Consider the following 11,908-nt stretch of genomic DNA (forward strand, 5'->3'; position numbering starts at 1 on the left):
GCTGGCCACGCCGGGCCCGCCCCGAGGGCCGTGCCGTGACGCCTCACCGCGCCCGCGCGAACTCCCGCATCCCCGCAGTGAAGCCGACCTCCGGCTTCCAGCCCAGTTCCGTCCGCAGCCGGGACGAGTCCGCCGTGATGTGCCGGACGTCGCCGAGGCGGTACTCGCCGGTGACCACCGGCTCGGGGCCGCCGTGGGCCGCGGACAGGGCGCGGGCCAGGTCGCCGACGGTGTGCGGCTCGCCGCTGCCGGTGTTGTACGCCGTGAGGGTTCCCGGGCGCGGCTCGGCCTCCAGCGCGGTGACGTTGGCGGCGGCCACGTCCCGGACGTGGACGAAGTCCCGGCGCTGGCGGCCGTCCTCGAAGACGCGCGGGGGCTCGCCGCGTTCGAGGGCCGAGCGGAAGAAGGAGGCGACTCCGGCGTACGGGGTGTTGCGGGGCATCCGGGGGCCGTACACGTTGTGGTAGCGCAGGGAGATCGCCGTGCCGTCCGTGCAGCGGGCCCAGGCCGCGGACAGGTGCTCCTGGGCGAGCTTGGTGGTGGCGTACACGTTGCGCGGGTCGGCCGGGGCGTCCTCGGCGACCAGGCCCGGGGCCAACTGTGCTCCGCATACAGGGCAGACGGGATCGAAGCGGCCCGCGCGCAGGTCCGTCTCGGCGCGCGGGCCGGGGCGTACGACGCCGTGCGCGGGGCACTCGTAGCGGCCCTCCCCGTACACCACCATCGACCCCGCCAGCACCAGCCGCCGTACGCCCGCCTCGGCCATCGCGGCGAGCAGGACGGCGGTGCCCAGGTCGTTGTGGGAGACGTACTCGGCCGCGTCCGCGACCCCGTTGCCGAGGCCCACCATGGCCGCCTGGTGGCAGACGGCGTCCATGCCGGACAGGGCGCGGGCGACGGCCGCCGGGTCGCGTACGTCGGCTCCGGGATCGTCCCGGACGTCGTACACGACCGGCTCGTGGCCGCGGGCCCGCAGCGCGTCGACGACATGGGACCCGATGAACCCGGCACCGCCGGTGACCAGTACACGCATATGGCCACGCTAGGAACGCGAGCCTCCGGCGGAGGGGTGCGACGGGCGGTACGTCACGGCTCCGTAAGGTGTCCTCGAACGGGAAGCCCCGTTCCGTCCAGCGCGACGCCGTACTGCTGTGTCGTCGGTCTCGCGGCGTTCAGCCCTGGCGCGGGTTCGGCTTGAGGACCGCGAAGACGGCCTGGGCGGGGTCCGTCAGCCAGGCGATGCGGCCCACGTCCGGGACGTCCGCGGCCGGCATGAGGACCGTGCCGCCGTTGTCCTGCACCGAGGTGACGACGGCGTCCGCGTCGGCCACGGCGAAGTACGGGACCCAGCGCGCCGTCTCCTGGTCCGACTGGAGCGGTGCCACGCCGCCGAAGGAGCCCTCCTCCTGGTCGCCCGCCGCGATGCTGAGGACCCGGTACGTCATGCCGGGCGCCTCCATGTCCTGGGAGCGCCAGCCGAACAGCCCCTGGTAGAAGCGGATCGCGGCCTCCGGGTCGGCGGTGTGCAGTTCCACCCACACCAGCGTGTTGTCCTCGGACGCCTTCTCCAGGCCCGCCCCGGCCTCCCAGACGGCGAACTCGGCGCCCTGGGCGTCGGTGAACTGGGCCAGTCGCCCCTCGCCCACGTTCATCGGCTCGACGCGCACCCGGCCGCCGCCGGCGACGACGTCACGGGCGGTGGCCTCGATGTCGTCGGTGCGGAAGTACGTCGTCCAGGCCGATGCCGCCCCCTCCTCGGTCAGCCGTCCGAGGGCGGCGACGGTCTTGCCGTCCTTCTGGAAGAGCCCGTACCCGCCCGCTTCCGGTCCGAGCGACTGGTACTGCCAGCCGAAGACGGCACCGTAGAAGGCGGCGGCCGCGTCCGTGTCGGGGCTGCCGAGGTCGAGCCAGACGGGCGATCCGGCGCGGAAGTCGGTGCCGAGCATGCGGTTCCTCCTGGGGCATCCGGTACGGAAGACCCCGTCACTATGCCGCCCCCGCGGAGGGCGCCCGGCGCGGCGGACCGGATGTCCCGGACGTTTCACCCGGGCTGCGGAACCCGGTCAGACCTGACCCGAGGGGTGGGGTCGTCGAGGGCCGTCGCTACACGGTCTCCGTGCAGGGCGGCGCGTCCGGCAGGTGCTTCTTCGCCCACTCGCCCAGTTCCCTGAGCGCGGGCTCCAGCGCGGCGCCCTGTTCGGTCAGCCGGTAGGAGACCCGCAGCGGCGGCCCCTCGTCGACCTCGCGCAGCACGAGCCCGGCGGCACCGAGTTCGGCGAGCCGGTCGGAGAGCATCCGCTCGCTGATGCCGGGGATGGCCCGGCGCAGGTCGGCGAAGTACGTCGGCTGACCCTGCAGCACGGCCAGGATCGGGCCGTTCCAGCGCTTTCCGAGCACTTGGAAGACGCGCGTGATGCCGTCGTCCACGCGCTTGCACTCCGTCGCGTCATGCGTCCGCTCCGCCGCCGCCATGGGACCAGGGTACTACCCCGTCGTAGGGGGATGAAAAAAAGTAAGTACCTGTGTTAGACATAGCTAGGTACGAAACCTCAGCCCACTCTGCCGTGGGCTCTTTCCCCTGGAGACACGTATGGCCACCCTCCTGCACATCGACTCGTCCCTCTTCCCGGGTGAGGCGTCCGCGTCCCGCGCCGTGACCGACGCCTTCCGCACGACCTGGCAGGAGCAGCACCCCGGCGGCACGGTGATCTACCGGGACCTCGCCGTGGATCCCGTCCCGCACCTGACCGCCGCCGCCCACACCGCCGGCTTCGCCGACCCGGCCGCCCACACGCCCGAGCAGGAGGCCGCCTTCGCCGACCGCGTGCGGCTGATCGAGGAGCTGGAGCAGGCGGACGCGGTGCTCATCGGCGCGCCGATGTACAACTACACGGTCCCCTCGACCCTCAAGGCGTGGCTGGACAACGTGATCCTGTTCGGCCGCACGGCGGGCGAGTCCCCCTCAGCCAAGGGCACCCCGGTCACCGTCGTGGCCAGCCGCGGCGGCTCCTACGCGCCGGGCACCCCGCGCGAGAACTACGAGTACGTCCAGAACTACCTGACGGCGGTCCTCGGCGACGCCCTCGGCCTCGACCTCGACTTCATCGTGCCGGAGCTGACCATGGCCCCGCACAACCCGGCCATGGCGGAGCTGGTGCCCCTCTTCGAGGCCTCCCGCGACCGTGCCCTCCAGGACGCGACCACCAAGGCGAAGAGCCTCGCGAACCGCTTCGCCGCGTAAGAGTCGCGACGGGGCGAACGTTGCCTGCCGGGGTGGCGAGCGACATCACTGCCGGTCCGTCCCGCGCAGGGTGAACGCCGCCTCCGTCGTGCGGCACAGGGCCTGTACCGCGTGGCGCAGTGAGCGCCAGGAGGCCAGGCCGAGGAGGGCGCCGACCGGGGCGGCGGGCCACCACCAGGCGCCGAGCAGCGTGAACGCCGTGCTCCAGGCGAGGGCCTCGCAGGCCGCGTCGTAGGCGTCGCGGGCCTCGGCCAGCGCGGTGCGGGGCGGATCGGCCGCACCCAGCAGCAGTGAGGTCCAGCCGTCGGCGACGTCGGCGCCCGTCTCCCTTCGGACGGTCGCCTCGGTGCGGCGGAACCGGTCGCCCGTCCAGGTCGGTGACCCCGGCCGCCCGGCAGCTCGGGCGCGGGCCGCCCGCGCGTCCAGCCGGTCGGCGCGCAGCGCGTGGCCCGCGTCGCGCGCCCGCACGGACTCCCTGGCCAGGGAGTCCGGCTCCACCCAGCGCCGCAGCCGCCACGCCGTCACGCGCCGGCCCACCGGCATCAGCCACCACGGCCAGGCCCCGGACGCCAGCGACCCGATCGCGGCGGCGGCATAGGGCACGGCGAAGGCGGCCCCCACCACCGGCACCGCGACGAGCACGAGCGAGGCGACGGCGTCCGCGGACAGGCCGCCGCCCGTCCGCAGCGCCGCCGCGATCCGTTCGTGGGCGAGGGCGACGTCGTTCCAGTGGGTGTGGCCCAGCTCCCCGCCGCCGACGACCGCGACCACGACGAACAGCGCGGCGGGCAGCAGTCGCCGCAGGAACCAGCCGTCGGGTATGCGCTTCTGCAGCTCGATGAGCAGCCCCATCGCCGTCAGCCGTCCACCAGGCGCATGGGTCCCCCGCTCAGCTCGCACGTCGGTGCCGTGGCCGGGGCTCCGTCCCGCAGCTCGACCCGGGCACAGCGACGCGTGGGGCAGACCCAGCCGACCGACTGCGGTGTGGGGGCGCCCGGCCAGTCGCCCACGCCCATGGTGGCGGGCAGCCCGAGCCCGTTCGGGATCCCGGCCGCCTCGACCGCGTCGTGCAGGGCGCGTACGGCGTCCCGCCACTCGGTGCCGGCCGGGTCCGCGTCCCGTACGACCGGGAAGGCCGTCTCCCAGACGGCGGGGCCGATCAGCGGGCGCAGCTCCTCGATGTTGCGGCACAGGTATTCCACGGCGTCCTCGTACACCCTGCGCGCTTTCGCCCCGTCCCCCACGGCGGCCTCCCTGAAAGTCCCGAGAACCACTGCCCCCTGACAGCCAGTCAGACTAATGTAAACAGCGATGTCCGAGCTTCGGGAACGAGTGGTCGCACGCCTCGTCACGGCTCAGAACGCCCGTGATCCGGCGCCCCTGCGCGAGCAGGACGCGGTGGCCGACGCGCTGGCCCTGCTGCGGCAGGCCGCACCCTCGCCCTCGCCCGAGGAGTCGATCGACCTCGAGGCGCTCGCCGCCGTCTTCTGGACCTTCTGGTTCCGCCACCAGGGCGCCGAGGACCCCGACGCGCAGCAGAATCTGACCGTCGTGTTCGGCACCTTCGGCTTCCTGTGCCCGCGCCTCCCGGACGCCGCCGGGCTCCCCGAGGCCCTGAAGGAAGGCTTCGACCCCGCCGATCCGTCCCACGAGGCGCGGTTCGCGTACCTGATGAGCGCGGCGTACGCCGACGCCGTGGTCAACGGGCCGCAGCAGGAGAGGACCGCCGCGCTGGAGCGTGCGCTCGCCTGGTCGGACGCGTCGTTCGAGCACCTGCCGGCCGAAGACCACGCGGGATTCGTGGAGTTGACCGTCCACGCCCTGGAACTGAACGTGACGCGCTTCCAGCTCGCGGCCGACCCGGACGCGCTGGCCGCCGCCGCCCGGTACGGGCGCGCGGTGTGCGCGCGGCTCGCCGCCGTCGGCCCCGGCTTCTTCGAACCCGCCGTGGCCCGGGCGGCCGCCACGCCCGCCCTGCGCACGCTGGTGGACGCCGCACGGCTGCTCGGCACGCCCCGCCTCGCCCCGCTCGAACGGCTGGTCGCGGCCGCCCCCGACGGCGCGCTCACCCCGGAGGCCGCCGAGGGGCTGCGCTTCCTGCGCCTGCTGGACACCCAGCCCGTCACCTGGCCCGGCGAACGGGACCTGGTCGTCGGCGCGGCCCTCGCGGACGCGGGCATCGCCGAGCACGACGCGAGCCGCATCGCCTGCGCCGTACGACGGCTGCGCGCGGCCCTCGCCGCCACCCCGGCCGGGCATCCCGCGCACCCCAGGGTCACCACCGCGCTCGGTGAGGCACTCGCGGCCTTCGCGGGGGAGTGCGAGGACGAGGCGGCCGGCCTGGAGGCCATGGAACTGCTGGATTCCGTCGGGGCGTTGAGCGACGAGCAGCGCGACATGCTCTCGGCCTACCGGGAGTTGCAGGAGCTGAGCCGGAGCGACGACCCGGGCGACCTGGAGCGGGTCGCGCCGCTCCTCGGGCGCTTCGCCGCGCGGGTCAGAGAGCGCGCCGCACGCGACGGCGGGCCGGTCGACATCGACCTCGAGAGCGTCGACCTGGCCGCCGGATTCGTGCCCGACGACGCCTCCGACGAGCGCATCGCCCGCTACCGCACCGCCCTGGCCGCCCTCCCCGCCGACCGCCCGCACCGCCACGCCTACGTCGCCGTACTGGCCGCGCTCACCGGACTGCGGGCAGAGGCCCTGCGCGGCAGCGCGCCGGCCCGGGCCGGGCTGCTCGCGGCGGAGTCCCGGGAGCTGGCCGAGGAGGCGGCGGCCGCGGCCCCGCCCGGCTTCCCGGTGTCGGACCTGCTGAGACGAGGGATGTTCGCGGCCGCGCTGCCCGTCGCCGTCCTGTCCGCCACCACGGGGGGCGTTCCGGACGGGGAGATGCGCGCGCTGGTGGAGCAGCTGGCCCGCATGGACGACGTCCGCCTGGACGGCCCCGAGACCCTCGACGCCGACATCGAGATCATCCGCGAGCTCCTCGAGGGCATGGGCGAGGACGACGACACCCTGCGCCCGTACCTCTCCGCGGTGCTCGGCGGCGCCCTGTCCGCCCGGCCCTCCGACCGCGCCGACCCCGCCGCGCTCGCAGAGGTCGTCAGGCTGCTGCGCTACGCCCGCTCCAACGCCTCCGACCTGCCGGGCGAGTTCAACCAGCTGCTCGCGGAGGCGCTGACGACCCTGTCGATCGGCAGCTTCGACGCGGAGGGCGCGCGCGAGGCGGCGGCCCTGCTCGCCTCGATGCCGGGTGCACCCGCCATGCCGGAGGCCGAGGACGGCCCCGCGCCCGGCGGTGCGGTGCTGTCCGAGACCGACAGGGAGCTGCTGTCGGCCCGCACCGAGCTGCACAACGCCCTGCAGAACTACCTGTTCGGCCATGAACCGGCCCAGCTGGAACGGGCCCGGCAGACCGCCCGCCGCATGCAGGACGTCATCCGCGCCGCACCCGAGGCGGCCGGCCGGCCCTGGTACGACCTGATGGGCGACGCGTACGTCGACCTCGTGGAGACCGTGGGACCGGGCGGCGGCCCGCGCCCGGACCTCGACGACGCCGTGGTCGACCAGTGCCGGGCGACCTTCGCCGAGTGCCCCGCCGGACACCCGATGCGCCCGATGATCGCGACGACGCTCGCGCGGGCCCTCGCCCAGCGTGCCGTCGCGCTCCGCGCCACCGAACCGGAGCGCGCCGAGGCCCTGTTGGCCGAGGCGGACGAACTGAGCCGCGTCCTCTCGGAGGAGATACCGGAGGGGTCCCCGGTGGACGTGGGCGCCATGATGCGGATGTTCCTCGACCTCGTCGCCCGGGGCCGCCTGCCGGAGGTGACCACCGATACGGGTGTGACCGACACCGATACGAGCGCGGCCGCCGACACGGGCGCGGCCGCCGACCAGCGTGCCCCGCGTCCCCCGGCACCCAGGGCGACTTCCTCGCCTCCCTCCTGGCGCCCGTCCGGGCCCGCCTCGACGGCACCGCGGACCCCGCTGCGTGGCGCGACCCCGCGATCCCGGTGTGGATGCGCGCCCACGGCGAGATAGGCGCCGCGGCCGGTGCGCTGGGCCGGGCACAGCCCCGGGTCGACCTGGCCCTGGCGCATCTCGAAGCGGCCGTCGACGCCATGGCCGGCGTCACCGACCGGGGCAGCGACCAGGCGTCCGCCGAGCACGGCCTGTCGACCTTCGAGGGCGACATCCGGTCGGTCACCGAGCTGATCCTCGCCCACGTCGTCAGCCGCGACCTCGCCGCCCGGCTCCCCGCCCACCTGGAGGCCCTGAAGCAGGCCATGCGCGAGGTCGAGGCGGGCCGGACCCCGCCCGAACTCGCCCCCCTGGACCGCACGGTGGCGGGCCCCGACGTCGACCGCACGGTAGAACTGCTGGAGCGCGGCCGCGGACTGCTGCTGGCCCGGCGGATCGAGGCCCGCGCCGACATCGGCGACCTGCGCTCCGCACACCCCGAGCTGGCCGACGAGTTCGAGCGGCTGACCGGGCAGCTCGACGCGGAACCCGAGACGTCCGCCGCCGGTGCCGCCGAGTGGGCCCGGCTGGCGAGCCTGCGCGCCTCCAACGAACTCGACGACCTCGTACGGCGCATCCGTACCCTGCCCGGCTTCGAAGGCTTCCTACGACCGCTCACCGCCGAGGAGCTGAAGGCGCTCGCGGCCGACGGCCCCGTGGTCGTCCTCAACCACGGCAGGCGCTTCTGCCACGCCCTCGTCGTCACCCACCGGTCGATCACCGCCCTCCCCCTCGACGCGGAGGCCGACGAGATCACCGACACGGCACGGCGGCTGCGCGAAGCGGTGGACGCCATCAACGCGCAAGGCATGGCACGACCGTCCCCCCTCCAACTCGTGGCCGCCGGCGGCACGGTCCGCGAGACGCTGGCGTGGACCTGGCACAAGATCGTGCGCCCGGTGCTGGAGCTGGTCGGCTCGGCGGCCCCCGTCGCCGACCGTGCCGACTGGCCGCGCATCTGGTGGGTGCCGACCGGACCCTTCAGCGCCCTGCCACTGCACGCGGCCCAGTGCACGGCGCCCGACTGCACACTCGGCGGCTGCGGCGCCGCACTCGACGCGGTGGTGTCGTCGTACGTACCCGGCCTGCAGACCCTGGCGTACGCCCGCGCCCGCGCCCGGCAGCGCGACACGGCCGACCATGGCAGCGCCCTGCTGGTCGCCGCGCCCGAGGACGACCTCCCCGGCGTCGCGGCGGCCGCCGACTACGCCGCCGAACTCCTCGGCGCACACGAGCTGTTGCTCGGCCCGACGGCCACCCGCGAGGCCGTGCTCACCGCGCTGCACGACGCCTCGTGGGCCCACTTCGGCTGCCACGCCGCCACCGACCCGACGGAACCCTCCGGCGCCCTCCTGCACCTGCCCAGCGGCGAGCAGGTCTCGGTCCTGCAGATCTGCCGAGCCCGCCCGCGCGCGGCGCAACTCGCCTTCCTGGCAGCCTGCGGCACCGCCCGCACCGCCGAACGCCTCACGGACGAGGCCATCCACATCACGAGCTCCTTCCTGCTGGCGGGCTTCCCCACCGCGGTCGGCACCCTGTGGACGATCGACAGCACCCATGCCGACCACATGACGCGCGACTTCTACCGCTGCACGACGGCCGGCGACACCACCAGCGCCGCACACGCCCTGCACGACACGGTCCGTCAACTACGGCGCCGCATCCCGGACCGGCCGCACGTCTGGGCGGCGTATGTGCACGCGGGGACGTAGGTGCCCCCGGATGGCGGTGTTGATGAGCGCTGCGGGAAATGTCGGATTAGCCTCCGAATTGAGCGCTGAGTGGATCTTCTGATGGTGCGCTCGACCTGACCCAAGGAGGAGAAATGCGGAAGCTTCCCCAGGCCGCTGTCGCGGCCGCGATCATCGTCAGCGTGAGCTTCATATCCACCGGCCCCGCCACCGCTCAGGGCGCGGTGAGCATGGGGGGCGGCGGCTGCAAGTCCCATGACCTGGATCTCGACATCCTCGGTGAGGTGGGCATCCTCAACGGTCTGGCCGGCAACCTGGCGAACGGCGAAGGCAGTCCAGGCGCGCAGTTCACCCATGTCGGCTCCGACTGCGGACACGGTTATTAGCCGCGTTCCGTAGCTCACCGAATTGGGTCTCGGCGCCTGGGTCATGAGCCCGCCGCCCCCTGGCCGTCACTGGCCTCTTGTGTTCATGTCAGAGGTGGATGCCAAAGGACCCGGACCGGTCACGGTCCGGGTCCTTTGCCCTGTGTTCAGGTATCTCGGCGTCGGCGCCGGTCTTCTGCGGTTGCTCCGCTGCCTGTTACGCCGCCAGCGCATTCTCCCGCAAGGGCGTGCGAGCGAACGGCTCGTCAGTCGGCGGCGCGCGCCGTGCGGGCTAGGATCCGGCCCATGGCCCTGACGATGAGCGACGTGGACCGGTTCGAGGCCTCCAGGCCCCGTCTGGAGGCCATCGCCTACCGTCTCCTCGGCTCCGCGAGCGAGGCCGAGGACGCCGTACAGGAGACGTTCCTGCGCTGGCAGGCCGCCGACGTCGGCCATGTCCAGGTCCCCGAGGCCTGGCTGACGAAGGTTCTCACCAACCTGTGCCTCAACCAGCTCACCTCGGCCCGCGCGCGGCGCGAGACCTATGTGGGCCAATGGCTCCCCGAGCCGCTGCTCGCCGGGGACCCGATGCTCGGGCCGGCCGACACCGCCGAACAGCGCGAATCGGTCTCGTACGCCGTCCTCGCCCTGCTGGAGCGCCTCTCACCCAACGAGCGGGCGGTGTACGTGCTGCGGGAGGCCTTCGACTACCCGCACCGGGAGATCGCCGGGATCCTCGAGATCACCGAGGCCGCCAGCCAGCAGATCCTCCACCGTGCCAGGAGGCACGTCGCGGACGGCAAGGCCCGCAGCGAGATCGACCAGGCCGCCGCCCGGCGGATCGTCGACGAGTTCCTCGCGGCCGCCACCAGCGGCCGGACCGAGCCGCTCGTACGGCTGCTCACCCAGGACGCCATCGCGGTCGGCGACGGCGGTGGGAAGGTCCCGGCCCGCGCCAAGGCGTTCGAAGGCGCCCTCGCGGTCGCGACGTTCATGCGGGGCCTGTTCAAACCCGGCAAGGCCAAGCAGGCGCTGGTCGGTGGCTCGCCCGAGGTCTACGCCGCGACCGCCAACGGCGGTCCCGCCCTCGTGGCGGTCCTCGACGGCCGGGTCATCGGCGTCATGTGCCTGGAGATCACCGCCGAGGGCATCGCCGCGTTCCGCAACCAGGTCAACCCCGACAAGCTCGAACGCGCGACCCGCCGGTGGGCGGCCGCCGACCACGGCGAACCCCTGCTCACAGCCTTCTGACCCGATGTGAGGTGCTTCACATCGCGCTCCTGTCAGGAATCGGCGGGCTGTCCGGTTCAGGTGGCGAACCCGCCCACGACAGGAGCGCGCACATGCAGCACCGCATCATCGTCCTCGGAGCCGGATACACGGGAGCCGTCGCCGCCGGGCGCCTGGCCAGGCGGCTGCACCGCGAAGACGTCACCATCACCCTCGTCAACGCCGAGCCGGACTTCGTCGAGCGCGTCCGGTTGCACCAGCTTGCGGCCGGCCAGGACCTGAGGCCCCGGCCCTTCACCGAGATGTTCGCGGGCACCGGCGTCGAACTGAAGCTCGCGCAGATCACCGGCGTCGACGTCGACCGCAGGACGGTCGCCGTCAGCGACGCGAACGGCGACGCCGAGGACCTGGAGTACGACACCCTCGTGTACGCCCTCGGCAGCGGCTGGAACGACCAGGGCGTCCCCGGCACCGCCGAGCACGCCGACCAGATCGCCAGTCGCCCCGGAGCGCTCCGGCTGCGCGAGCGGCTGGCCCGCCTGGACGCCGGACAGCCCGTGGTCGTGGTCGGCGGCGGCCTCACCGGCCTGGAGGCCGCGACCGAGATCGCCGAGGCCCGCCCGGACCTCGACGTCACCCTCGCCGCCCGCGGCGGCCTCGGCGACTGGCTCTCCGAGAAGGGCCGCGGGCACGTGCGCAAGGTCTTCGACAGGCTCGGCATCACCGTGCACGAGCACGCCGCCGTCACCGGCGTCGAGGCCGACCGCGTCACCACCGCCGACGGCGCGTCCGTCCCGGCCGCCGTCACCGTGTGGACCACCGGCTTCGCCGTCCACCCGATCGCGCGCGCCACCACCCTGGAGGTCACCGGCACGGGCCAGATCGTGGTCGACGGGACCATGCGCTCGGTCTCGCACCCGGACGTGTACGCCATCGGCGACGCGGCCATGGCGATGGGACCCGGCGACAAGCCGCTGCGGATGTCGTGCGCCTCGGGCAGCTTCACCGCATGGCAGGCCGCCGACGCCATCGCGGCCCGCCTGACCGGCGGCAAGCTCCCGAAGGTGCCGATCCGCTACTTCAACCAGTGCATCTCGCTGGGCCGCACGGAAGGCCTGATCCAGTACGTCACCGCCGACGACCGCGCCGTCCGGGCGGCCCTGACAGGACGGCTCGCCGCCGTCTACAAGGAACTGATCTGCAAGGGCGCGGCCTGGGGCGTCGCCAACCCGACGTTCGGGATGCCGACCCGGCGCCGCCACGTCGTACGGGAGCCGGCCCAGGCGGCCACGGCGGTCAAGGCACCGGCCTGATGCGCACAGCGGGCATCCGCCCCGGCGCCCAGGTTGGCCTGGACGGCC

The 11,908-nt window shown here is 73.9% G+C and carries 11 protein-coding genes; 6 read left to right on the forward strand and 5 right to left on the reverse strand.

Annotated elements, in window-relative coordinates; translation table 11 throughout:
* Nucleotides 1-43 precede the first annotated feature (43 nt).
* The 3 genes from ACZ5DS_RS36935 to ACZ5DS_RS36945 all read right to left on the reverse strand — a co-directional run bounded on the left by ACZ5DS_RS36935 (nucleotide 44) and on the right by ACZ5DS_RS36945 (nucleotide 2,472).
* Complete coding sequence (locus tag ACZ5DS_RS36935; RefSeq protein WP_468247405.1) at nucleotides 44-1,033, reverse strand: NAD-dependent epimerase/dehydratase family protein; 990 nt, start codon at nucleotides 1,031-1,033, stop codon at nucleotides 44-46.
* Between the two features lie 139 nt (nucleotides 1,034-1,172).
* On the reverse strand, nucleotides 1,173-1,946 hold the full coding sequence (locus tag ACZ5DS_RS36940; protein WP_468247407.1) for a VOC family protein: 774 nt from the start codon (nucleotides 1,944-1,946) through the stop codon (nucleotides 1,173-1,175).
* Nucleotides 1,947-2,103: 157 nt separating this feature from the next.
* Nucleotides 2,104-2,472 carry a winged helix-turn-helix transcriptional regulator gene (locus ACZ5DS_RS36945; protein ID WP_468247410.1) on the reverse strand — a complete coding sequence of 123 codons (369 nt, stop codon included), beginning with the start codon at nucleotides 2,470-2,472 and terminating at the stop codon, nucleotides 2,104-2,106.
* A 118-nt stretch (nucleotides 2,473-2,590) separates the two neighbouring features.
* On the opposite strand from ACZ5DS_RS36945, the gene ACZ5DS_RS36950 reads away from it, so the two are divergent.
* Nucleotides 2,591-3,241, forward strand: coding sequence for an FMN-dependent NADH-azoreductase (locus ACZ5DS_RS36950; protein WP_468247412.1), 651 nt, complete (start codon nucleotides 2,591-2,593; stop codon nucleotides 3,239-3,241).
* Nucleotides 3,242-3,286: 45 nt separating this feature from the next.
* Here the strand turns inward: ACZ5DS_RS36950 and ACZ5DS_RS36955 are convergent, their stop codons facing one another.
* Nucleotides 3,287-4,093 carry a hypothetical protein gene (locus tag ACZ5DS_RS36955; RefSeq protein WP_468247414.1) on the reverse strand — a complete coding sequence of 269 codons (807 nt, stop codon included), beginning with the start codon at nucleotides 4,091-4,093 and terminating at the stop codon, nucleotides 3,287-3,289.
* 5 nt (nucleotides 4,094-4,098) lie between these two features.
* Nucleotides 4,099-4,485, reverse strand: coding sequence for a hypothetical protein (locus tag ACZ5DS_RS36960; RefSeq protein ID WP_468247417.1), 387 nt, complete (start codon nucleotides 4,483-4,485; stop codon nucleotides 4,099-4,101).
* A 67-nt stretch (nucleotides 4,486-4,552) separates the two neighbouring features.
* On the opposite strand from ACZ5DS_RS36960, the gene ACZ5DS_RS36965 reads away from it, so the two are divergent.
* The 5 genes from ACZ5DS_RS36965 (at nucleotide 4,553) to ACZ5DS_RS36985 (ending at nucleotide 11,860) form a co-directional block, all read left to right on the forward strand.
* On the forward strand, nucleotides 4,553-7,282 hold the full coding sequence (locus tag ACZ5DS_RS36965; protein WP_468247419.1) for a hypothetical protein: 2,730 nt from the start codon (nucleotides 4,553-4,555) through the stop codon (nucleotides 7,280-7,282).
* Nucleotides 7,261-8,973 (forward strand): CHAT domain-containing protein, encoded by a 1,713-nt coding sequence (locus tag ACZ5DS_RS36970; protein ID WP_468247422.1) that lies wholly within the window; start codon nucleotides 7,261-7,263, stop codon nucleotides 8,971-8,973. Before ACZ5DS_RS36965 ends, ACZ5DS_RS36970 begins: the two co-directional genes overlap by 22 nt.
* A gap of 113 nt (nucleotides 8,974-9,086) precedes the next feature.
* A complete protein-coding gene (locus ACZ5DS_RS36975) occupies nucleotides 9,087-9,338 on the forward strand; it encodes a hypothetical protein (protein ID WP_468247425.1) in 252 nt (83 codons plus the stop codon).
* Between the two features lie 285 nt (nucleotides 9,339-9,623).
* Nucleotides 9,624-10,568, forward strand: coding sequence for an RNA polymerase sigma factor SigJ (gene sigJ / locus ACZ5DS_RS36980; protein WP_468247427.1), 945 nt, complete (start codon nucleotides 9,624-9,626; stop codon nucleotides 10,566-10,568).
* A gap of 92 nt (nucleotides 10,569-10,660) precedes the next feature.
* Nucleotides 10,661-11,860 (forward strand): NAD(P)/FAD-dependent oxidoreductase, encoded by a 1,200-nt coding sequence (locus ACZ5DS_RS36985; protein WP_468247430.1) that lies wholly within the window; start codon nucleotides 10,661-10,663, stop codon nucleotides 11,858-11,860.
* Nucleotides 11,861-11,908: the final 48 nt, after the last annotated feature.

This window comes from Streptomyces sp. NPDC031100 (assembly GCF_055570785.1).